General features: G+C 75.3%; 22 protein-coding genes. 19 read left to right on the top strand and 3 right to left on the bottom strand.

Annotated elements, in window-relative coordinates; genetic code table 11:
• From BI06_RS03580 to BI06_RS03545, 8 genes are all read left to right on the top strand, one after another.
• Positions 1-714 (top strand): iron-siderophore ABC transporter substrate-binding protein (locus BI06_RS03580; protein WP_043465934.1); only part of this gene is annotated, 714 nt, incomplete at its 5' end.
• Positions 715-956: 242 nt separating this feature from the next.
• Positions 957-1,337, top strand: a complete 381-nt coding sequence (locus tag BI06_RS03575) for a type VII secretion target (RefSeq protein ID WP_078879666.1) — start codon at positions 957-959, stop codon at positions 1,335-1,337.
• Positions 1,334-2,893 carry a hypothetical protein gene (locus BI06_RS03570; protein WP_030391972.1) on the top strand — a complete coding sequence of 520 codons (1,560 nt, stop codon included), beginning with the start codon at positions 1,334-1,336 and terminating at the stop codon, positions 2,891-2,893. Before BI06_RS03575 ends, BI06_RS03570 begins: the two co-directional genes overlap by 4 nt.
• Positions 2,890-3,279, top strand: coding sequence for a hypothetical protein (locus tag BI06_RS03565; RefSeq protein ID WP_030391971.1), 390 nt, complete (start codon positions 2,890-2,892; stop codon positions 3,277-3,279). The genes BI06_RS03570 and BI06_RS03565 overlap by 4 nt, the downstream gene beginning before the upstream one ends.
• Positions 3,276-3,773, top strand: a complete 498-nt coding sequence (locus BI06_RS03560) for a hypothetical protein (RefSeq protein WP_149030246.1) — start codon at positions 3,276-3,278, stop codon at positions 3,771-3,773. The genes BI06_RS03565 and BI06_RS03560 overlap by 4 nt, the downstream gene beginning before the upstream one ends.
• A 79-nt stretch (positions 3,774-3,852) precedes the next feature.
• A complete protein-coding gene (locus tag BI06_RS03555; protein WP_051740186.1) occupies positions 3,853-4,470 on the top strand; it encodes a GNAT family N-acetyltransferase in 618 nt (205 codons plus the stop codon).
• 131 nt (positions 4,471-4,601) lie between these two features.
• Positions 4,602-5,165: a GNAT family N-acetyltransferase gene (locus BI06_RS03550; RefSeq protein ID WP_063794905.1), complete on the top strand. Its 564-nt coding sequence runs from the start codon at positions 4,602-4,604 to the stop codon at positions 5,163-5,165.
• 120 nt (positions 5,166-5,285) lie between these two features.
• On the top strand, positions 5,286-5,999 hold the full coding sequence (locus tag BI06_RS03545) for a VOC family protein (RefSeq protein WP_043464981.1): 714 nt from the start codon (positions 5,286-5,288) through the stop codon (positions 5,997-5,999).
• 145 nt (positions 6,000-6,144) lie between these two features.
• Here BI06_RS03545 and BI06_RS03540 read toward each other — a convergent pair whose 3' ends face one another.
• Both BI06_RS03540 and BI06_RS03535 read right to left on the bottom strand, forming a co-directional pair.
• Positions 6,145-6,546 carry a VOC family protein gene (locus BI06_RS03540; protein WP_043464978.1) on the bottom strand — a complete coding sequence of 134 codons (402 nt, stop codon included), beginning with the start codon at positions 6,544-6,546 and terminating at the stop codon, positions 6,145-6,147.
• 56 nt (positions 6,547-6,602) lie between these two features.
• Positions 6,603-7,424, bottom strand: a complete 822-nt coding sequence (locus BI06_RS03535) for a (2Fe-2S)-binding protein (RefSeq protein ID WP_233289991.1) — start codon at positions 7,422-7,424, stop codon at positions 6,603-6,605.
• A gap of 260 nt (positions 7,425-7,684) precedes the next feature.
• Between BI06_RS03535 and BI06_RS03530 the strand changes: the two genes are divergently transcribed.
• From BI06_RS03530 to BI06_RS45860, 11 genes are all read left to right on the top strand, one after another.
• The gene (locus BI06_RS03530; protein WP_043465928.1) at positions 7,685-8,650 is read left to right on the top strand and encodes an iron ABC transporter permease; all 966 of its coding nucleotides are present in this window, start codon (positions 7,685-7,687) and stop codon (positions 8,648-8,650) included.
• Positions 8,647-9,735, top strand: coding sequence for an iron chelate uptake ABC transporter family permease subunit (locus tag BI06_RS03525; RefSeq protein ID WP_043464975.1), 1,089 nt, complete (start codon positions 8,647-8,649; stop codon positions 9,733-9,735). The genes BI06_RS03530 and BI06_RS03525 overlap by 4 nt, the downstream gene beginning before the upstream one ends.
• Positions 9,735-10,643 carry an ABC transporter ATP-binding protein gene (locus tag BI06_RS03520; protein WP_082558238.1) on the top strand — a complete coding sequence of 303 codons (909 nt, stop codon included), beginning with the start codon at positions 9,735-9,737 and terminating at the stop codon, positions 10,641-10,643. The genes BI06_RS03525 and BI06_RS03520 overlap by 1 nt, the downstream gene beginning before the upstream one ends.
• A gap of 104 nt (positions 10,644-10,747) precedes the next feature.
• Positions 10,748-11,767, top strand: coding sequence for an ABC transporter substrate-binding protein (locus BI06_RS03515; RefSeq protein WP_030391961.1), 1,020 nt, complete (start codon positions 10,748-10,750; stop codon positions 11,765-11,767).
• A gap of 190 nt (positions 11,768-11,957) precedes the next feature.
• Complete coding sequence (locus tag BI06_RS03510; RefSeq protein WP_043464972.1) at positions 11,958-13,190, top strand: acetyl-CoA carboxylase biotin carboxylase subunit family protein; 1,233 nt, start codon at positions 11,958-11,960, stop codon at positions 13,188-13,190.
• Positions 13,187-15,076 carry an IucA/IucC family protein gene (locus tag BI06_RS03505; protein ID WP_082558237.1) on the top strand — a complete coding sequence of 630 codons (1,890 nt, stop codon included), beginning with the start codon at positions 13,187-13,189 and terminating at the stop codon, positions 15,074-15,076. The genes BI06_RS03510 and BI06_RS03505 overlap by 4 nt, the downstream gene beginning before the upstream one ends.
• A complete protein-coding gene (locus BI06_RS03500) occupies positions 15,073-16,356 on the top strand; it encodes an MFS transporter (protein WP_233289990.1) in 1,284 nt (427 codons plus the stop codon). Before BI06_RS03505 ends, BI06_RS03500 begins: the two co-directional genes overlap by 4 nt.
• A complete protein-coding gene (locus BI06_RS03495; protein WP_082558236.1) occupies positions 16,353-18,158 on the top strand; it encodes an IucA/IucC family siderophore biosynthesis protein in 1,806 nt (601 codons plus the stop codon). The genes BI06_RS03500 and BI06_RS03495 overlap by 4 nt, the downstream gene beginning before the upstream one ends.
• Positions 18,155-19,402, top strand: coding sequence for a type III PLP-dependent enzyme (locus BI06_RS03490; RefSeq protein WP_043464969.1), 1,248 nt, complete (start codon positions 18,155-18,157; stop codon positions 19,400-19,402). The genes BI06_RS03495 and BI06_RS03490 overlap by 4 nt, the downstream gene beginning before the upstream one ends.
• Before the next feature lie 141 nt (positions 19,403-19,543).
• The gene (locus tag BI06_RS03485) at positions 19,544-20,341 is read left to right on the top strand and encodes an inositol monophosphatase family protein (protein ID WP_043465914.1); all 798 of its coding nucleotides are present in this window, start codon (positions 19,544-19,546) and stop codon (positions 20,339-20,341) included.
• 106 nt (positions 20,342-20,447) lie between these two features.
• Positions 20,448-21,131, top strand: coding sequence for a hypothetical protein (locus tag BI06_RS45860; RefSeq protein WP_051740182.1), 684 nt, complete (start codon positions 20,448-20,450; stop codon positions 21,129-21,131).
• Between the two features lie 6 nt (positions 21,132-21,137).
• Here the strand turns inward: BI06_RS45860 and BI06_RS03475 are convergent.
• The coding region (locus BI06_RS03475) for an aminotransferase class I/II-fold pyridoxal phosphate-dependent enzyme (RefSeq protein WP_043464966.1) at positions 21,138-22,361 on the bottom strand (1,224 nt) is incomplete at its 5' end.

The raw sequence follows: 22,361 nt of genomic DNA, 5'->3' as shown, positions 1-22,361 counted from the left end.
GTCGCCGCCGGCGCGCCGCTCTCCGCCTACCTGCCCGCCGAACGCCTCACCGGCGTCAAGGCCGTGGGCGTCATCGGCTCGCCCCAGCTGGAGGTGATCGCCGGACTCCGCCCCGACCTCGTCCTCGGCAGCCAGGTCCGCGACGACAAGCGCTACGACGAGCTGTCCAAGATCGCGCCGACGGTGCTGAGCAGGACCACCGGCCCGGCCTGGAAGGAGAACGTCCGGCTGCACGCCGAGGCGCTGGGGCGTCAGCCGGAGGCGGCGGCCGCCGAGCAGGCGTACCGGGCGAAGGCCGCCGAGCTGGTCGCGGCGCTCGGCGGGCCGGAGAAGGCGGCGGCGCTCAAGGTCGGGATGGCCCGCTTCGTCGCCGGGGCGCCGACCCGCCTGTACCTCAACGACACCTTCGTCGGCTCGATCCTCACCGACCTCGGCCTCGGCCGCCCGGCCAACCAGAACAAGTCCGGCTTCGCGCTGGAGATCAGCCCCGAGCAGGTCGACCAGGCCGCGGCCGACGTCATCTTCTACTCGGTCTACGGCGACCCGGCGAAGTCCGACCACGCCAGGATCGTCGGCGGCACCCTGTGGAACGGGCTCGACGCCGTGCGCAACGGCAGGGTCCACCAGGTCGACGACAACCTCTGGATGCTCGGCATCGGTTACACCGGCGCGGGCCTGATCCTCGACCGAATGCGGCGCGACCTCGTCGGCTGACCCCTGCCCACTCGGTCCGCCCGGACGCCGAACCCCAAGAGCGTCCCAAGGACGGACCGCCCGAAGCGGAGCCCGCGCGCTCCCCGCGTGAAGAAATCGCGCGGCCGGGGCGGGCGGCCGGACGCGCGCGGCCCCCGGCCGACGGCAGGCGCTAGGCTCGCCGCTCGGCTGCCGCGCGGACCACTGCGGCGCCGACCGACCCGGGCCGGCGGACGGCCCGCAGCACGGGGGGAACGACGAACATGAGCGACGGAACAGTGCCCGGCGCCGCCGGCGGCACCGTCAACGGCTCCGGGCCGGGCGGATCGGCCGGCCCGGACGGATACCGCGTCAATGTGGCGGGCCTGAACGGCGTCGCCGAGCAGCTGGGCCGGACGGCGACCGACATCGCCGAGGCCAAGACCGCGTACGCGGGCTCGGTCTGCTACGCGTCCACCGCCTTCGGCGAGTTCGGCGTGGACCGCGCCTGGTCATCCTTCGACAGCGCCTGGTCGAAGGAGATCGGCGTGACCCAGCGCGCGCTGGAGGAGCTGTCCCAGAAGATGGCCACCACCACGGCGAACTACCGTAACACCGAGCACGCCGTCGCCTCCGGCCTGGTGCCCGCCGGCGGCGGCCGGTGAGCAAGGTCAAGGATCTGGAGCACGCGCGGCACAGCATCGAGCAGTTCACGTTCATGCTGCCGAACCTGCACCTGGTGCAGGGCATCGAGGAGGCGCTCGCCGTCCCGGAGCCGGTCGGCGACCCGGCGGCGGTCCGCGCCCGGGCGCAGGACTACTCGAAGGCGGCGGCCTCCTTCGCCAAGGCCACCACCGACCTGTCCGGGGTGGCGGCCAACCAGCTGCCCTCGGTGTGGACGGGCTCGGTCGCCGAGCACGCGACCCAGGCTGTGCACGCGATGTCGGCGGAGACCACGACCTCCAAGGACACCCTCGCCGAGGCCGCCAAGGTGCTCGACGCCTGGGCCAACGACCTGCAGTGGGCGAAGTCCACCGACGCCCAGGGCCGCCAGCAGCTGCACGACGCCGGCGAACGCGCCCGGCACGACCCGACCGGCTTCGACCAGGGCGCCCGCGAGACGGCGCTGGCCGGCGTCGACGCCCGGCTGGCCGCCGCGCGGCGGGCCGAGAGCTGCGGCACCGGCACCGCCGGCAAGCTCAACCAGCTCGCCGCCAAGGCCCGCGCGGCGCGGGCCGGTGACGGTTCGATCGACCCGCTGGCGGCGGTGGTGCTGGCCACCGAGAAGAACCCCGGCGCGGGCGAGGACGGCGACTACATCCTCACCCCCAACCAGCTCGACCGGGCGAACCAGGTGCTCGGGGTGATGACCGGCGCCGACCAGGCGGCGTTCCGCGCGCTGCTCTCCGGTGCCAAGTCCCCCGAGGAGTCCGCCTACCTGTGGAAGGCGCTGGCGGCCGGGCACTCGGTGGCGGACATCCAGCGGTTCGACGCGCAGATCCACCCGCACGGCGACGATCCGGCCTGGCTGGCCCAGCACCTCGTACCGGCCACCTCCACCGACGACACCCGGCGCGAGTCCTCCGACAACCTCGACGTCACCTACCAGGGGCAGCCGGTCAGCATCGACGGCTACGGCGTCTACTCGCAGCGCAACGTCAGCGACTGCGTCGCCGCCTCCACCGTCATCGCGCAGGCCAAGCTGGACCCGCTGCTGATGTTCCAGCTGACCACCGGCGGCACACCCGACACCCCCGGCGCCGACTCGCCGGAGAACTTCGGGCAGCGCCTCCAGGACGCCTACCTCGGCGAGTACAAGGACGGCCAGCGGGCCGACGGCAACAAGAAGGTCTACCCGCAGGTGGACGCCGGGCTCGGCGCCACGGCCCAGACCTACCTGGCCGACAAGGACCTCGGCCGGGCCACCGGGGCCGACTACGAGCACGTCGAGCTGAAGAGCGACGAGGACCGGCGCGCCGCGGTGACCCGGATCGAGAAGTCCGTCGACGAGGGCCTGCCGGTGCCGATCACCGTGCGCAACGAGGACTCCGGCCACCAGATGATGATCATCGGCCGGGACGGCGACAAGCTCCAGATCTACAACCCGTGGGGCTTCACCTCCTGGGTGACGGAGGAGCAGTTCGTCAACAGCCAGCTCGGCGGACTCACCCCCGGCGACCACCCGCTCAACCAGTCGACCGCCCTGGAGCTGCCGAAATGACCACCGTCCGGTCCGATGCCGAGCTGGCGGACCTCGACGTGCCCGCCGCCGTCACCCGCGGTCTGCTGCTGGCCGGCGGGCCGCGCCAGGCCCTGTTCACCGAGGCGGCCATCGCCGCCGCGCACCGCGCCGAGGCCGCGGGCATCGGCCCGTACCCCCTGGGCTTCCTGGCCCGGCACGTGCGGGCGGGCGGCTTCGCGGCCGCGCTCGCGCTGCCCGAGCCGGTGATCGGCGAGTCCGGCACGGCGCTCGTCCGCAGCTGGCTGCAGGCCGCGGCGGCGACCGGGGCGGACGTGGGGCGCGAGCACCTGTTCGCGCGCTGGCTGGCCGAGGTCGCCGCGCTGCTCGAACTGCGCCGGGACGCCCGGGCGGGCGGTGCGGCATGAGGGTTCGAACGGTCCCCACCGCCGTAGCCGCCGTGCTCGCCGCCGGGCTGGCGGCGCTGAGCGGGTGCTCGTCCGGCGGCTCGGGCGGCTCCGGCGGCGGACCCCCCGCCGCGCTGCTGGCCCTGCCCGCCGACCTCGACGCGGAGGCGGTGGCCGGCGGCAAGCAGCCCGCCTTCGAGCCGAGCGACGTGCACCTCGCCGTCGGCCGGACGTTCGGCATGGACGTGCGGGTCGCGCCGCTGCCGCACGGCTGGCGGCTCGTCGACCCGGGCGACACCGGCCCGCTGCGCCGGGACGCCGACAGCAAGCAGAGCACCTGCGCGCCGAACACCGCCGGCTGCGGCCACACCGTCCGCCAGAGCTGGACCGCCACCGCCGCCGGGAGCACCACCCTCACTTGGCGGTATGTCGACTTCGCGAGCTGCAAGGAGGCGCAGAACCCGGCCTCCTGCCGGACGCTGGCCAGCAAGGAGGTCCGGGTCACCGTGGGCTGACGGGCACCTTGCGACCGGCGGACCCTCGCGGCCCGGAAAGCAGGTGCCGGGAGCGCGGTGCGCGGCCTACCATCCGACCATGATCGAAGGTACAGCGGTACGGCTGCGCGCCCTGCGCGCTGAGGACGCGGAACACCAGCTCCGCTGGCGCAACGACCCGGAGGTGGTGCGGCTGGCGGCGGCCGGCGACCCGCGCTTCGGCCCGACCACCGCCGAGGCACTGGCCGACCGCTTCGCCCGGATCCTGCGCCTCGACCCGCGCGAGGCCGGCATCCTCACCGTCGAGGAGAAGGCCGGCGGCCGCCCGATCGGCATGGTCGACTACCGCGACGTGGACCCGTACGAAGGCGTCGCCGAGCTCGGGATCTTCATCGGCGAACGGGAGTTCTGGGACCACGGCTACGGTTCGGAGGCCCTCGGCCTGCTGGTGGACCACCTGTTCGGCATGTTCCCGCTGCACCGGCTGGAGCTGGACACCTGGAGCGGCAACACCCGGGCGGCCCGGGCGTTCGCCCGGCTCGGCTTCCAGGAGGAGGGACGCCGCAGGGACGCCGTCCTGCTCGCCGGGGCCCGCTACGACCGCCTGCTGTTCGGCCTGCTCCGCCGGGAGTGGGAGGCCCGCCGCCGGTCCGCGCCCGGGGCGCCCGAGACCACCGGCGCGCCCGAGGCCACCGGCGCGACCGCCGTCGTCGGGTAGCCGTCCGGCGCCCGGCACCCGGGAGAGACCAGGCCGATTCCTCACCGCGCCGGCACAGTTGGCCGTCCGGACCGCCGGTCTCCGCAGAGGCACCCTGGACGGGCCGCGGCGCGCGGGCGCAGACTGCGGCCGTGATCGATCTGCGTTTCCTCACCCCCGCCGACCCGGACGACTGGCCGCTGTGGCGGGACGCCCGGCTGGCCGCGCTCCGCGACGCGCCGCACGCCTTCAAGGTGCGGCTGTCGGACTGGCCGACGGGCGGCGAGGAGGAGTGGCGCGCCCGGTTCGCGCGCCGGGACGCCGTGCACGTCGTCGCCGTGTCGGCGGACGGGCGGCCGGTCGGGCTGGCGGGCGGGATTCCCTCGCCCGGGCGGGACGGGGCGGCCGAGCTGCGTTCGCTCTGGGTCGGCCCGGAGGCCCGGGGGCGGCGGACCGGGGACCGGCTGCTGGCCGCCGTGGAGGCATGGGCCCGGCGGACGGGCCGCACCTCGCTGCGGCTCGCCGTGCTCGCGGGCAACGCACCGGCCGAGGCGCTGTACCGGCGCAACGGGTTCACCGACGCGGACGAGCCGGACGCGCCGTGCGCGCCGAGCACGCCGGACCGGTCGGTCGGGGGCGGCGTACCGGGGGCCGAACGGGCCTTCGGGGAACGGGTGATGGTCAAGCGACTGGTGCCCGTCGTACCGGAGCGGTAGCGGGTCGTCGTCCGGAACGACCACCGGCGGTGGCCACCGGTGCGCGGGCCCGGCAGCACGTGGCCGACATCTGAGCGGAAGCGTCCGTTTCGCGGTCAACCAGGGGTAAAGTCAGCGAGCATGGTCGAATCGACGGTCCCGATCCTGCCCTGTCAAACACTCCCGCCGGTGCTCGATTTCTACACCGCGCTCGGCTTCGAAGTGACGATCCATCAGCGAACTCCCGAGCCCTACGCAGTCGTCCAACGCGGCGGCATCCAGCTGCACTTCCTCGGCATGCAGCAGTACGACCCGGGTGCCGGCCACGGCACCTGCCTGGTCCGCACCGACGACGTGGACGCACTGCACGCCGCGTTCCAGGAGGGCCTGCGGTCCGCCTACGGGCGGGTGCCGACCCAGGGCCTGCCCCGGCTGGGCGCGCTCGGCGACACCCCGCACGGTGTGCGGGAGTTCCTGCTGACCGATCCCGGCGGCAACTGCCTGCGGATCGGTCAGCCGATCCGTGCCGTCCGGGACCACCGGCCGTCCTCCGACGAGCCGTTCGCGAAGGCGCTGCACCACGCCGCGCTGTTCGCCGACTCCAAGGAGGACCCGGCGGCGGCCGCCCGGGTACTGGACCGGGCGCTGGAGTCGCCGGACGGGCCGCCCGCCCGGGTGCTGCTGTTCCGCATCCTGGCGCTGCGGGCCGACCTGGCGCACCGGCTGGCGGACGGCGCCAGCGCCGAGGCCTTCACCCGGCGGGCGGAGTCGGTCGCCGAGGGGCTCACCGCCGAGGAGCGGGAGTCCGTCCGGGACGAGCTCGGGCGCCTCGCCGGTCTCCTGGTCCGGGGCTGACGTCCGACGACTGACGTCCGGCAGATGGCGTCCTGCGGACGGCGCCCGACGGATGGCGGCCAACAGATGGCAGATTCCACATCTGCGGTCCGTAGGCCGTCATCCGACACCGGACCGTCGGACCGTCCGAGCAGCGCGCGGCCGCTCAGGACGTCCAGTTCCGGGCGCACAGCACTAGCCGGTAGCCGTCCGGATCGGCGACCGTGACACCGTGCTCGTCCCAGTAGGGATTGTGCGAGGGCACCCGCGTACCACCACTGGCCTCCAGCCGCCGGACCAGCGCCTCGTCCACCGGCGCCCCGAGGTAGACCACGAAGAGGTCGTCGACGGTGGGCGCCGGTTCGACCGGCCGCTCGGGGTCGTGGGTCAGCTCGAAGTGCCAACCGCCCCCGGGCGGGCCCACCATGATGAGGTCGTGCTCACCGGGGACGTGTTCGGCGGTGCGCCACAGGACGGCCAGGCCGAGGCCGTCGACATAGAAGCGCTCGGCCGCCGCGAGGTCCCGGGAGGGCCGCGCGACGCGGACGTGGGCGGTGGAGTCGATCACGGGAACCGAGCCTACCGAGGCCCCCTGACAGACCGCCGGCACCCGTCGGCGACCCGTCAGAGCCGCCGCAGGCGCTCCTCGTCCCCCGTGCGGGGACAGGTGACGCAGGCCCGGGCGGGCTCGATCGCGTAGTAGAGGCAGCAGCCGAGGCGGGTCCGGGTGTGGTGGGCGCGGCCGTCCTCCCCGCACAGGACGCGGAAGTCCGCGGCGCCGAGGAGCGGGTCGGTGTGCCCGGGGAGCACGGCCGTCGCGGCGGCGACGGCGGCGTCCTCCTCGACCGGGACCGGCGACCCGGCCGTCTCGTCGAGCCGCTTGCCCAGGTACCAGATCGCCGAGGCGAGGTCGTCGGTGACCATGCCCCACAGCGCCCTGGTGCCGCGCCGGGTGGGGGCGGCGAAGGCGGCCAGCAGCGGTTCGACGTGGGCGACGACGGCGGCGCGCAGTTCGGCCCGGAGTTCGTCCTCGCCCGGGAGGGTGACATGGGCGTGCGGGCGCAGCGCGAAATCACCCGTAGGGGCGTGGAACCACAGGTTCGCGCCGTCGATCGACGGGACGCGACCCGCCAGCCGCCAGGGTCCGGCGATCAGCACGCAGACCGACCAGAGGTAGTGGTGCAGCAGCCGGGAGGCGGCGACATGGGGGCGCGGCGCGGTGCCGTGCCCGGCGGCGACGGGGGCGATCCGGGCGGCCTCGCCGGCCAGTGCGTCGGCCAGCGCGTCCGGATCGGTCGCCAGTTCCACCGCGGAGTACCAGCCGAGCGCGCGGGCCGGGGCGGGCTCGTCGGTCGCGAGCAGCCGCACCCGGAGTACCGGGCAGAGGTCGAGCAGCAGCCGGTAGTCGGTGTCCAGCGGATTCGCGGGACGTGGCGCGACGGGCACGGCGGCAGGCAGGGGCGGACCCGAGAAGATCACCGGCACTCCCGAGATCGTGTTAGGTGAGGCTCACCTTATAGGCACTCATCGGCCGGTTCGCGCCACCCCGGGCCGTTCGCCGCCCCGACTCGCCCGGTACGTACCAACCCGGCCGCAACTTGACTCACTTAGGTATACCTAACCTAATATCTCGCCCCGTGCTCACCACCGATCCGCCGGCTCCCCCGACCCCGGCCCCGAGAACCCGCACAGCGGCCCGGCTCCCCCTGGTGCTGGTCGCCGGGCTCGGCCTGCTGGCGCTGTGCGCCGCACTGAGCCTCGCGCTCGGCTCCCGCACGATCCCGCTGGGCACCGTCGTCGGCGCCCTGACCGGCGATGAGCACGGCGGCGACGCCGATGTGGTGACGGGGCTTCGGGTGCCGCGAACGCTCATCGGCCTCGCGGTCGGGGCCGCGCTCGGCGTCGCCGGGGCGGTCGCCCAGGGCGTCACCCGCAACCCGCTCGCCTCCCCGATCACCCTCGGCATCAACGCCGGCGCGAGCTTCGCCGTGGTCGCCGCGATCTACACCCTCGAACTGACCCGCCCGGTCGAGTACGTGTGGTTCGCCTTCGCCGGAGCGGCGGTGGCGGCCGTGGCCGCGTACGCGATGTCCCGCCACGGCGGGGACCTCGACCCGGTCCGGCTCGCACTCGGCGGCACCGTGCTCACGGTGGTGCTCACCTCGTGGACCTCCGCGCTGATGCTGGCCAGTCACCGCACCCTGGACGAGGCGCGGTTCTGGCTGGCCGGGTCGGTCGCCGGGCGGCACCTGGACACCCTCGTGCCGGTGCTGCCGTTCCTGGCGCTCGGCCTGCTCGCCTCCTTCGCCGTCGCGCCCTCGCTCAACGCGCTGGCGCTCGGCGACGAGAGCGCCCAGTCGCTCGGCGTGCCGGTGGCCCGGATCCGGGTGGTCGGCGGCCTGGCCGTCGTGCTGCTCGCCGGGTCCGCCGTGGCCGTCGCCGGGCCGGTCGCCTTCATCGGGCTGGCGGCCCCGCACCTGGTCCGGCCGCTCCTCGGCAACGACCACCGGCTGCTGCTGCCCGGCTGCCTGATCGCCGGTCCGGTACTGCTGCTCACCGCCGACGTGCTCGGCCGGACGGTGGCCCGCCCCTCCGAACTGGAGGTCGGCATCGTGACGGCGTTCCTCGGCGCGCCGCTGCTCGCCGTACTGGCCCGCAAGGTGGCGCGATGAGCGCCCCGGCCCTCGACCGGGCCACCGACCGGGCCCCCGGCGGGGCCACCGGCGGCACCGCCCCGGGGCCGGGCACCTCCGCCGCCCGCCGCCGCGCCCGGACCGCCGCCTGGTCGCTGGTCGCCGCCGTCCTGCTGGTCCTGCTCACCGGGACCGCGCTCGGCACCGGGCAGGTCAGGATGACGGTCTGGGAGGCGCTGCGCGCGCTGGCCGGATCCGGCGACCCCGGGAACGTCCTGGTGGTCCAGGAGTTCCGCGCCCCGCGCGTGGTCTCCGCGCTGATCGCGGGCGCCGGGCTGGCGGTGGCCGGCTCGATGCTCCAGCGCCTGTTCCGCAACCCGCTCGCCTCGCCCGACACCATCGGCGTCACCGGCGGCGCGTCCTTCGGCGCCGTCCTGATGCTCGCCACCGGGGCCTCACAGGAGCTCATTCCTCTGGCCGCGCTGGGCGGCGGACTGCTGGCCGCGCTGCTGCTCGGCGGCTTCGCCTGGCGCTCCCGGATGGCGGTCACCCGGCTGGTCCTGGTCGGGCTCGCGGTCCAGCAGGGCCTCGCCGCCGCCGTCAATCTGATGATCGTGCGGTTCCCCGCCGAGCTGGCTTCCTCCGCGATGCAGTGGACCACCGGCTCCCTCTACGGCCGCAACTGGGACGAGGTCTGGATCGGCGGTTCCGCCGTCGCGCTGACCAGCGTCGCCGTGGTGCTCGGTCAGCGCCGGGTGGCCGTGCTCGACCTCGGCGACGACTCGGCCGGCGGGCTCGGGCTCGATCCGCGGCGCGACCGCGTCCTGCTGCTCCTGCTCAGCATCGCCCTGGCCTCCCTCGCCGCGGCGCTCACCGGGCCGGTCGCGTTCGTCGCGCTCGCCGTGCCGCACCTGGTCCGGCTGCTCGCCGGACCGCCCACCCTCGGCACGCTCGGCCTCACCGCCCTCACCGGCTCCCTGCTGCTGCTCGCCTCCGACCTCCTCGTACTGCATGTGATCCCCGTCCACGGCCTGCCGGTGGGTGCCGTCACCGCCACCCTCGGCGCGCCCTGGCTCCTGGTGCTGATGATCCGCCAGGGCCGGCTTCCCCGGAGGACCAGCTGATGACCCCCGACCTGACCACCGCGGCCGAGGCCGCCCCGACCGGCACCGCGGGTGCCGCCGGTGCCGACCGGTCGGCGAACCGCCTCGCCGCCCACGGCCTCGGCCTGCGCTACGGCAACCGGACCGTCGTGGACGGGCTCGACCTCGAACTGCCCGGCAACGCCGTCACCGCCATCGTCGGGCCCAACGCCTGCGGCAAGTCGACCCTGCTGCGCGGCCTCGTCCGGCTGCTGGACCCGGCCGCCGGCAGCGTCACCCTGGACGGCTCCGACATCCACCGGATGCCGGCCCGCACGCTCGCCAAGCGGATGGGCCTGCTGCCCCAGCAGCCCGTCACCCCCGAGGCCGTCACCGTCGAGGCGCTGGTCCGGCTGGGCCGGTTCCCGCACCAGCGGATGCTCACCCCGTGGTCCAGGGCCGACCAGGCCGCGGTCGAGGACGCGCTCACCCGCACCGGCATGGACGGGCTGCGCGACCAGCACGTGGACCGGCTCTCCGGCGGCCAGCGGCAGCGGGCCTGGATCGCGCTCGCGCTGGCCCAGGACACCGACCTGCTGCTGCTCGACGAGCCGACCACCTTCCTCGACCTGCGCCACCAGCTCGACGTGCTCGACCTGGTCTCCGACCTGCACGCGCAGGCCGGACGGACAGTCGTCATGGTGCTGCACGACCTCGGCCAGGCCGCCAGGTACGCCGACCACCTGGTCGTCCTCAAGGACGGCCGGCTCGCTGCCGCCGGGGCACCGGGGGACATCCTCACCGCCGAACTGGTGGAGAGCGTCTTCCAGGTCGCCTGCCAGGTCGTGCCCGACCCGGAGACCGGCACTCCGCTGGTCGTGCCCAGGGCCCGGTCGAGACGGGCCGCCGCACCGGCCGCGCCCGCTGCCCCGGTCGGCCCCGAGCGCTGAGGCCCCCTGCCCCGAGCTCCGCTCCCCCGCTTCCGGCCGCGCCCGCCCCTCGCGGGTCGTTCCGGCGCCCCGCCCTGCCCCGAAACAGAGACAAGGAACCCTTCATGAACCGCTCCGCCCGCGCCCGCAGACTGCCCGTCGCCGTGCTCGCCGTCGCCCTCTCCACCACCCTGCTCGCCGCCTGCGGCAGCAACGGCGGCAGCAAGGCCGCCGACACCGCCGAGCCGGCCGGCGACGCCTCGGCCGCCGCCGGTGCGGCCGCCGTCTTCCCGCGCACCGTCACCCACGCGGCCGGCACGGCCGAGATCAAGGCCCAGCCCAAGCGCGTGGTGGTCCTGGACAGCGGCGAGCTGGACGACGTCACCCTCCTCGGCATCACCCCGGTCGGCGCGGTCTCCCCGCACATGAAGACCGAGGGCGGCTTCCCGAACTACCTCAAGGACAAGGTCAAGGACGCCAAGGACGTCGGCCCGATGAACGAGCCGAACCTGGAGCTGATCGCCTCCCTGAAGCCCGATCTGATCCTCTCCTCGAAGGTCCGGCACGCCAAGGTCTACGACAAGCTCAACGCGATCGCCCCGACCGTGCTCGCCGAGACCACCGGCTTCCCGTGGAAGGCCAACCTCGCCCTCTACGCGCAGGCCCTCGGCAAGGAGGCGGAGGCCAAGAAGGCGCTCACCGACTACGAGGCCCGCGCCGCCGAGCTCGGCGAGGCGATCAAGGCGAAGAACGGCGGCACCGCGCCGACCGCCTCGGTGGTCCGCTTCGTGGCCGGCCCGACCCGCCTCTACGCCAAGGCCTCCTACAGCGGCGTGGTGCTGAAGGACGTCGGCCTGACCCGCCCGGCCGCCCAGGACGTGGACCAGAACATCCTGGAGGTCAGCGCCGAGCAGATCAACCAGGCCGACGCCGACCTGGTCTTCGTCACCGTCGCCGACGACCCGTCCAAGACCAAGCAGAGCGAGGTCCAGGACACGCCGGTCTGGAAGGGCCTGAACGCCGTCAAGAACAGCAAGGTGTTCAACGTGCCGGACGAGACCTGGATGTCGGGCATCGGTGTCCAGGCCGCCGACGCCATGCTGGTCGACATCGCCAAGGCCGCGGGCGTCGACGCCCCCCAGTAGGCCCCGCGCCCGGACGGACGGGGCGGGAGCGGCGACGGGGGGACGGCCGGGAGCCGCCCCTCGGCCCGCCCCGCCGCCGACCGCCCGCGCCTCGCACACCCTCACCCTCGCCCGCACCCGAGCCGGCCCGCGCTCCCCCGCGCCCGCCCCCGCCCGCTCGCCCGCCCACCCGGAGAGGACCCGCCCTGCCATGCGCCTCTACCTGCTCGCCCTCAACCCGACCGACTCGGTGACCGACGGATTCCTCCCGGCCGCCGCCCGCCTCGGGCTCGCCGTCACCGTCCTCACCGACCACGCCGAGGCCCACCGACGCGCCTACGCCAACCTGGAGTTCGCGCCGCAGGTGACCGAGTGCGAGGTGCAGGACTTCCGCGAGGTGATCGGGCTGATCTCCCGCCTCCGGGCCTCCGGCACCGCCGACGCGCCGTTCGCCCTGTTCAGCAACAGCGACCACCTGCAGACCCAGACCGCGCTCACCGCCGAGTACTTCGGCCTCCCGGCCAAGGACTGGAAGGCCACCCTGCGGGCCAAGAACAAGGGCCAGCTCCGCCGCCACCTGGCCGCCGCCGGCCTCGACGCCGTCCGCTCGGTCGAACTCGCCCCGGAGCAGGACCCGTCCGTGCTGCGCGCGGCGGAGCTGCCCTTCCCCGTCGTGGTCAAGCCGCGCGAGGGCGTCGCCAGCGAGGACGTCTCGCTGGTCGCCGACATCGAGGAACTGGTCCGGCGCGCCGAGGAGATCCAGGACCGGCGCCCCGGCGCCGCCCTCGTCGTCGAGGAGTTCCTGGAGGGGCAGCTGTACACCCTGGAGACGCTGGGCGACGGCCACCGCCGGCACGTCCTCGGCGGGTTCCGGACCAGACTCTCCCCGCCGCCGGACTTCGTCGAGGAGATGCTGGAGTTCGTCCCCGCCCACCCGCCGGCCGCGGTCGCCCAGGTGCTGGCCCAGCTCGACGCGCTCGGGGTCGGACTCGGCGCCTGCCACACCGAGTTCGTCGTCCAGCCGGACGGCCGGGCCCGGATCATCGAGGTCAACTACCGCGCCATCGGCGACCAGTGCGACCTCATGCTCGCCGAGATCCTCGGCGTCCCGCTGTTCGAGCACATCCTCGCCGCCCACCTCGGCCTCGAACTCCCCGCCGACCTCGGCGAACGCTGCGCCGCCACCCGGCTGCGCGCCCGCAACGAGGTGGTCTGCGCCGACCGGGCCGGAACCCTCACCGCCGCCCCCGGGCCGTACGACGAGGACGTCGACGGGGTCCGGCTCGCCTACCGGCCGCTGCGCCCGGTCGGCGAACGGCACGAGCACTACCGCACCAACCGGGACTACCTGGGCGTGATCTGGGCCGTCGGCCCCGCGCAGGCCGCCGTCGACGCCGCCGTGGCCCGGTTCGTGGCCGCCAACCGCTGGGAGATCACCCCGTGAGCGCCGCCACCACGCCGCCTGCCACCACGCCGCCCGCCGCCACGCCGCCCGCCGCCGCTCCGGCCGCCACCGCTGCTCGCGCCGCCACCCCCGCCGGGCTGCTCACCCTCCGGGTCCTCTCCGCCCTGGTCCGCGAGGACGTGCTCGGACTGCGCACCGGCGGCACGGTCGAGCACCGGGCCGACGGCGCCTGGCTGGTGGCCGCCGAGCACGGCATCGCCGTCCCCGTCGCCCCCGAGGGCTTCCAGAGCGAGTACGGCGCGCGCCTGCCGCTCGTCGAGGTCGACGGCCGCCGGATCGGGGAGCTGGACGCCGCGCTGACGGCGCTGGCCGCCCGCGCCGACGCCGAGGACCGGCCCGGCTGGGCCGCGTTCGCCGAGGAGTGCCGCCAGACCCTCGCCACCATGGAGCTGCACGAGCGGGTGCGCGCCGAGGTGCACACCGCGCTCACCGACCTCTACGGCCCCGACCCGGCCCACTGGACCGGCCCCGCCGCCGCCCTCGGCCACGACACCCTGGCCGCCTTCCTCGACCACCCGGTCTACCCGACGGCCCGCGGCCGATCCGGCCTCGACGAGCGCGAACTGCGCTCCCACGCACCGGAGTTCCACCCCGCCTTCGAACTGCGCTGGCTCGCCCTGCCGGCCGGCGCGCTCACCCGGCACGGCGACCGCCCGCTGCCGCGCTGGTGGCCCACCCCGAGCTGGCTCGGCCTCGACCTGCCCGGCGGCGACGCCGCCTGGGAGACCCTGCCGGTGCACCCGCTGACCGTCGGCCCGGCCCTGGACGAGGCGCTGCGCGCCACCGGCCTGGACGGCCGCGCCGTGCTCGCCGAGCGTCCCTACCTGACCGTCGTCCCGACCCTCTCGATGCGGACGGTGGCGGTCGCCGAGGACCCGGTCCACCACCTGAAGCTGCCGCTGGCCACCGCCACCCTCGGCCGGCTGAACCGCCGCACCATCAAGCCCGGCACGCTGGTCGACGGCGCCGCCGGACAGCGGCTGGTCGAGGCCGTGCTGGCGCGCGAACCCCGGTTCGCCGGGCGGATCCTGCACGCCGACGAGCAGACCTGGGCGCACGCCGGGCACGAGCTGCTGGCGGTGCTGCTGCGCCGCTACCCGGAGGGGCTGGAGCGGTCCGTGACCGTTCCGCTCGCCGCGCTGCTGGCCCCGGCGCCGCCGTCCGCACCCGGCCCGGCGCCGGTCGCGGACGCGGCAGCGGATTCGGCCGCGGGGGCCGCCGGCGGGCGCCTGGTCGTCGACCGGCTCGCCGACCGGTTCCACGGCGGCGACCCGGTCGCCCTCTACGACGCCCTGCTGGACCTGCTGCTCGACTGGCAGACCGCACTGTTCGGCCACGGCGTCGCCCTGGAGTCCCACCAGCAGAACACCTCCCTCGTCCTCGACCAGGACGGCGGCCTGCGCCTGCTCTACAAGGACGACGACGGCCCGCGCCTGCACACCGGACGTCTGGCCGCCTCCCTCGGCGAACTCTCCCCCTCGCCCGAGGAGTTCGACGACGCCCGGATCTTCGGCGACGACGACCGGCGGCTCACCGACCTGTTCACCACCATCACCGGCCACCTGTGCGCCGGCTCGCTCGCCTTCGGCCTCGCCGCCCACGGCCGGGCCGGACTCGACGAGCTGCTCGCCCTGCTGCGCAAGCGGCTGACCGAGGCCGTCGAGCGGACCGGACCGGCCGCCGAACCGCTGCGTGCCGCCCTGCTCGACGCCGAACGGCTCCCGGTCAAGGCGATGGTCACCGCCGGCACCCTGCTCAGCAAGCAGCGCTCGGGCGCCGCCGACATCAACAAGCACTACACCGACGGCCCGAACTACCTGCTGCCGCAACAGCGTTCCACGAACGAGCCAGGACCGGCGCGGTGACCGTCGACGCGCTGCCCCGGCAGTCCGAACGCGACGCCGCCCCACCGGGCGGAATCGGTCGGCGCCAGGTGCACGCCGTCGCCGCCTGCTACTTCGTCGCCTCCTTCGCCGCCCTCGGCCTGCCGCCCTACCTGACCGCGATCCTGCCCGGACTCGGCGACCCGCAGGGACGCTGGGCGGGCGTGCTCTACATCGTGCCCACCGTGTTCAGCGCCCTCGGCGCCCCGCTGTGGGGGCGGCTCGCCGACCGGTACGGCCGCAAGCGGCTCCTGCTGCGCGCCCAACTCGGCCTCGCAGTCTCCTTCCTGCTGGCCGGGGCCGCCGACTCGCTGCCCGCGTTCACCCTCGCGCTGGTGCTCCAGGGCTTCCTCGGCGGCACCTTCGCCGCGACCAACGGCTACCTCGCCGCCGCCCTCGACGGCGCCCGGCTGTCCCGGGCGCTCACCCTGATGCAGGGCAGCGCCCGGGCCGCGCTGGTGGCGGCGCCGATCCTGGTGGGCGCGCTGTCGCCGTGGATCGACCCGCACCGGCAGTACCTGCTGATGGCCGTACTGCCGCTGGCCGCGGCGGTGCTGCTCTCCCTGCTGCCGGAGCCGGGCCGCCCCGGGGCGAAGACAGCGGACGGGGCCGGACCCGGGGTCTTGGCCGCAGCCGTGGACGAGTCCGGGACCGTGGCCCCGTCGACGGGCGCCCCCGCCGACGAACCAGCCGGCCGCACACCCCTGCGCGTGCTCTACGGCCTGGAGTTCGCCTTCGTCTTCGCCACGATCATCTCCTTCCCCTACCTGATAGCCCTGGCCGAGGATCGCCTCCCCGGGGTCTCCGGCACCACCACGGGCGTGCTGTTCGCCCTGCCCCACCTGTGCTACCTGGCGTTCGCGGCCCGCACCCACACCGCCTTCCTGCACCGCCCGCACACCGGCATCGCGCTCGGCTTCGGCTTCGTCGCGCTCGGCCTCGCCGGGCACTCCCTGGCAGACTCGCTCCCGGCCTTCGTCGCCGTCCGGCTGCTGCTCGGCGCCGGACTCACCCTCGGCCTGGTCTGCCTCTCGGTGCTCGCCGCCGAGGCGTGCCGCGGCCGGGCACCCGGGCGACTGTTCGGCTCGCTCGAATTCGTCTCCAAGGGCGGCGCCGTGGCCGCCGGCGCCGTCGCGGCGCTGGTCAACGGCCGGTTCGGCGCCACCTCCCCCGTGCTGGTCGGCACCGCCGCCGCACTCCTGGCCGCCGTCGCGGCCACCGCACTCTCCTCCCACTCCCGCCAGCGTTGGAGTCGCTCATGACGCACCAACTGCCCACCGCCGACCATGCCGTGGTCCATACCCTGCTCAACTGCCTGCTGCGCGAGGTGTCCGCCCCCGAACACCAGACCGCCGTCACCGACGGGCGCCTGCTGATCCGCCTCCCCCGGCGCGGCACCCTGCTCCGGGTCGCCCTGCGCCGCACCTCGCTGATCGGCGCACACCGCTTCACCGGACCGGTGGAGGAGGAACACCCCGGCGGCTGGCGCGCGTTGGACTGGCACGAACTCGCCCGCCAGGTCCAGGGCGAACTGGAACTGCGCACCGGCACGGTCAACGAGGAGTTCCTCGGCCAGCTCGCCTCCAGCCACACGGCGGTCTCCACCGCCCTGGCCGACCGCCCCCGGCCCGGCCCCAACCGCTACCTGGAGTCCGAGCAGGCCCTGCTGTTCGGCCACCGGTTCCACCCCGCGCCCAAGTCCCGCTCCGCCGAACGCGGCGACTGGCGCGACTACGCCCCCGAGGCCCGCGCCGAGTTCCCGCTGCGCCACCTCGCCGTGCGGCAGGAACTGATCGCCGAGGCCTCCGCCGACCCGGCCGCGACCGCCCTGCTCGACGGCCTCGCCGCCGTCCCGGACGGCTACCGACTGCTGCCCGCCCACCCCTGGCAGTACGAACTCCTCAGCGACCAACCCCTGTTGCGCGGGGCGCTGGAGCGCGGCGACATCGTCGACCTCGGCCCCGGCGGCACCCCCTTCGCGGCCACCGCCTCGGTGCGCACCCTGTACGGCGCGGGCGCGTTCCTCAAGTTCAGCCTCAATGTGCGGATCACCAACTGCCTGCGCAAGAACGCCGCCTACGAGCTGACCGGCGCGGTCACCCTCACCCGGCTGCTCGCCCCGGTGCTGGCCGACCTGGCCGAGCGGTTCCCGGACGCCGCCGTACTGCGCGAGCCGGCGTTCCGCACCCTCGCCCTGCCCGGGTCCGACGGGCGGCCCGACCGGGCGCTGTACGAGGGCTTCGGCCTGATCGTCCGCGAGGGCCTCGGGGGTTCGCTGCACCCCGACGTCACCCCGCTGCTGGCCGCCGCCGTCGCCGACGAGTACCCGACCAGTTCGGCGCACATCTCCCGGCTGCTGTCCGACCCGGGCGACCCGGCCCGCGCGCTCGACTGGTGGACGGCGTACCTGCGGCTGCTGGTCCCGCCGGTGCTGGCCGCCTTCTTCGACCACGGCGTGGTGCTCGAACCGCACCTGCAGAACGTCCTGATCGGCGTGGACGCCGCCGGCCGCCCGGCCCAGGTGCTCTTCCGCGACCTGGAGGGCACGAAGCTCGTCCCCGAGCGGCACGCCGGACTGCTCGCCGCACTGCCGCCCGAGGTGGCCGGGCCGATGGCCTACGACGCCGAGCGGGGCTGGGACCGGGTGGTCTACTGCCTGCTGGTCAACCACGTGGCCGAACTGCTCGCCGCCGTCGCCGACCTGCACCCGGCGGCGGAGGGCGCGCTCTGGGAGGCGGTCCGCCGCGTCCTGGAGGAGTACGCGGCGGAGCACGGCTGCCCGCCCCGGCTGCGCGCGCTGCTCGCCGGCGTGCCGCTGCCGGGCAAGGCCAACCTGCTCACCCGCTGGGAGCGCAAGGCCGACCGCGCGGCCGGGTACGTCCGGATGGCCTCGCCGCTGGCCCGCTCCGTGCTGGCCGAGGCCGCCCACCGCGGCGCCGGCCGCACCGGCCGCACCGGCGCCTCGTCCGCCGTACCTGCCCCACCCGCACCGCTCGCCCCACCTACCGCCCGGATTCCCCAGCCCGTCCAGGCCCCGCCCGTCGCCGCCGGAAGGACCCGATGACCGCCACCGACGCCGTCCGCCGCCGGACCGCCGAGCTTCAGCCGGAGCAACTCCCGGCCTATGTCTACGACCTGGCGGCCCTGCGGAAGCACGCCGCCGCCGTCCGGGCCGCCCTGCCGGAGCGGGTCGAGCTCTACTACGCGGCCAAGGCCAATCCCGAGGCCCCGGTGCTGGCCGCGCTGAGCGAGGCCGTGGACGGCTACGAGGTCTCCAGCGGAGGCGAGTTGGCGCATGTCCGGGCGGCCGTCCCGGACGCCCCGCTGGCCTTCGGCGGGCCGGGCAAGACGCCCGCCGAGATCGCCGCCGCCGTGGACGCCGGTGTGCACCGCTGGCACGTCGAGAGCGAGCAGGAGCTGTACCGCCTCGCCGCCGTGCTGGCCGACCGGCCGGACGCGGCCGTGGACGTGCTGCTGCGGGTGAACCTGCCGGTCGGGGCGGGCACGCTGGATTCCGTGGCGCTGGCGATGGGCGGGCGCCCGACCCCGTTCGGGCTGGACCCGGACCGCGCCGAGGCCGCGGTCCGCCTGCTCACCGAGCCGGTCGGCCCGCTGGACCCCGTCCGGCGGCGGCTGCGGCTGCGCGGTGTGCACGCCCATCTGGCGAGCGGGCTGGCGGCCGCCGAGCACCTGGCGCTGGCGGAGCAGATCGTCGGCTGGTCCACCCGTCTGGCCGAGCGGCACGCCTTCGCGCTGGACGAGGTCAATGTGGGCGGCGGCATGGCCGTCGACTACGCCGACCCGGACGCCCGGTTCGACTGGGTCGCGTTCGGCGCGGGCCTCGGCAAGCTGCTGGACCGCCACCCGGACCTGGTCCTGCGGATCGAGCCCGGCCGGGCGCTCACCGCGTACTGCGGCTGGTACGCGACCGAGGTGCTGGACGTGAAGCGCAGCCACGGCGAGGACTTCGCGGTCGTCCGCGGCGGCACCCACCACCTGCGGACCCCGGCCACCCGGGGCCACAGCCAGCCGTTCGGCACCCTGCCGGTCGAGGACTGGCCCCATCCGTGGGAGCGGCCCGCCGTGACCACCGGCCGGGCCACCCTGACCGGCCAGCTCTGCACCCCGAAGGACGTGCTCGCCCACGCCGCCCCGGCCGCCGCCCGCCTCCGTACGGGCGACCGGGTGCTCTTCGACCTGGCCGGGGCGTACGCGTGGAACATCTCGCACCACGAATTCCTGATGCACCCCCGCCCCGGCTTCCACTACCTGGACGGCTACCCGGACGACCCGACGGAGGACCGCTGAGGGACAGCCCCTGACGGCCGACGGATTCCGGAGGTCCGACCACGGATTCCAGGATCCGTCGGCCGCCGGTCGTACCCGCCACCCACCCGACCCGTACTGACGTGCAAAGGTGGTAGCGACGAAGGGAGCGGGCACGTGCTGATGGAGAAGGTGGCGGACATCATCGCCGAGGCCTCGGCCGAGGCGGTGGAGCCCCGGTTCCGGGCGCTGGCCTCGGGCGAGGTGATGGAGAAGGCCCCCGGCGAGGTGGTCACGATCGCCGACCGCGAGGCCGAGCTGATCATCGCGCGGCGGCTGCGCGAACTGCTGCCCGTCCCGGTGGTCGGCGAGGAGGCGGTGGCCGCCGACCCGGCGCTCGCCCGGGCCCTGCACACCGAACCCGCCGTCTGGCTGGTCGACCCCGTCGACGGCACCGCCAACTTCGTCGCCGGCCGCCCCGACTACGCGGTGATGGTCTCCCTGGTGCGCGACGGCCGGACCGTCGCCGCCTGGATCCGGCAGCCGGCCACCGCCACCACCTACACTGCCGAACTCGGCTCCGGCGCCTGGCGCGACGGCCACCGGCTGACCCGCGCGCCCGCCGGCACCGACCCGGCTGCCTGGCGCGGCTCGGTGAAGAGCCGGTTCCTGGACCCGTCCCGCCGCCGTCTGATCGAGGCCAACGCCGAGGCCTTCGGCGGACTCACCGCGGGCCGCCACGCCGCCGGCGTCGAGTACCCCGACGTCGCCGAGGGCGGCACCGACTTCATCCTCTACTGGCGCACCCTGCCCTGGGACCACGCCCCCGGCTCCCTCCTGGTGGCCGAGTCCGGCGGCCGCGCCGCCCGCCTCGACGGCTCCCCCTACCGCCCCGAGGCCCCGGGCGGCGAGGACGGCCTGCTCGTCGCGGCCGACCCGGCCACCTGGGAGCGGTGCCGCGAGATCCTGTTCACACCGTAGGCCGCAGGCAGGGTCGCGCCGTGGGCCGCAGGCCGGTTCGCGCCCCGGGCCCCACCGTGGAAAACCCCGCGCGCGGCCGACGGCCGGGCTCGTACACTCCGCGATCATGAACTCACGGCAACAGACCGTCCTGGCCCTCGGCGCGCTGCTGCTGGCGACCGCCTGCACCTCCGCACCGGACCACCGCACCGCCGCGCCGGCCCGGCCCACGCCGGCCGAGGAGCCGGCGGAGTCACCCGCCCCGCCGCTCGCGGTGCACACGCTGACCTCGGCGGAGGTGCAGTTCGGCTGGTGGAACTGGGCGGCGGCGAGCCCCGCGGACCGCAGCCCGGTGCTCGACCGGAGCGGCCAGTGGTGCGCCCAGCGCCAGCCCGAGGACATCTGGTACCTGGCCGGGACGACCGGCGGGGAGGCGGTCGAGCGCACCTGCACCGTCCCCGTCGGCCTTCCGGTGCTGTTCCCCCTGGTGACGAGGACCGGCGAGGCCGCCGACTGCACGACGTTCATGGACCGGGCCACGGGCTCCGCCGTCCTGGACGGCGTCCCGCTGGCCGTCGAGCCGCTCGGCGCGACCAGGATCAAGCTGTCCGGGGTCGCCGGCAACGCCTTCGGCGACTTCGCGGCCCACGGCAACAACACCTGGTCGTGCGGCCTGTGGGTGCGGATGGACCCGCTCGCGCCCGGCAGCCACGAGCTGACGGTCCGGGGCGCGGCCTCCGACCCGGCGGTCACGGTGGGCGTGGACTACCACCTGCTTGCGGCCGTGCCCACACCCACCGGGAGCGTCTGACCCGCCCTACCGGCCGACCCAGCGCCAGGCCTGGCGGCCGGCCCGGACGACCTCGGCGATCAGGCCGTCCACCTCGGCCGGGGTGGTGTGCGGGTTGAGCAGGGTCAGTTTGAGCCGGACCCGGCCAGGACCCTCGCCGGGCAGTTCGGTCCGGCCGACCACGGCCCGTCCGCCGCGCAGCAGTTCGCGCCGCAGCTCGGCGTTGACCCGGTCGAGCGCGGCCGGGTCGAGCGCGGCCGGGTCGGCGTCGGGGCGTGGGGAGGCCGGGCCTGCCGGGCGGTAGCGGAACAGCAGGGCGGTCAGCACGGGTTCGGCGTGCAGCTCCAGTTCCGGTTCGGCCCGGACGGTGTCCGCGGCGTACCGCGCGAGGTCGTGGCAGGCGTCGACGAGCCGGCCGAGCCCGGCGCGGCCGAGGGTGCGCAGGGTGACGGCGAGCTTGAAGGCGTCGGGCCGCCGGGTGGTGCGCAGCGAGAGTCCCAACAGGCTCGGGTAGCCCGCCTGTTCGTCGTCGGCCGGGTTGAGGTAGACGGCCCGGCGGGCGAGCGAGACGTAGTTCTCGGCGTGGCGGACCAGGAAGACGCCGGCGGCGGCCGGCTGCCAGCCGAGCTTGTGCCAGTCCAGTGAGACGGAGTCGGCGCGTTCGATGCCGTCGAGCAGCGGGGCGAGCCGGTCGGAGAGCAGGGCGCCGCCGCCGTACGCGGCGTCGACGTGCAGCCAGGCGTCGTAGCGGGCGGCGAGTTCGGCGACGGCGGGCAGCGGGTCGACGGCGCCGGTGTCGGTGGTGCCGGCGGTGGCGACCACCGCGACGGGGGTGTGTCCGGCCCAACTCGCCTCTGCCAGGGCGCGTTCGAGCGCCACCGGGTCCATCCTCAGGTCGCGGTCGACGTCGACGGGGACGACGGCGCGTTCGCCGAGGCCGAGCAGGGCGGCAGCCCGCTGGACCGAGAAGTGCGCGGCCCGGGAGGCGAAGATCCGGGGACGGACGCCGGCGGGCAGGCCGAGGAGCCCGTCGAGTTCGACGATGCCGTCGAGCTTCTGGTCGCGGGCGAGCATCAGGCCCATGAGGTTGGACTCGGTGCCGCCGGAGGTGACCACGCCGGCGGCCCGGGCGGGGTCGTAGCCGACCAGGGCGGCGAGTTCGGCGAGCAGCGCGGTCTCCAGCGCCGTCGCCGCGGGGGCCTGGTCCCAGGAGTCCTGGGAGGGGTTGAGGGCGCTGACGGCGAGGTCGGC

It is taken from the genome of Kitasatospora sp. MBT66 (assembly GCF_000710405.2).
GTDB lineage: Bacteria > Actinomycetota > Actinomycetes > Streptomycetales > Streptomycetaceae > Kitasatospora > Kitasatospora purpeofusca.
The sequence above is the reverse complement of the archived record's forward strand: the minus strand, read 5'-3'. Positions and strand labels throughout refer to the sequence as shown.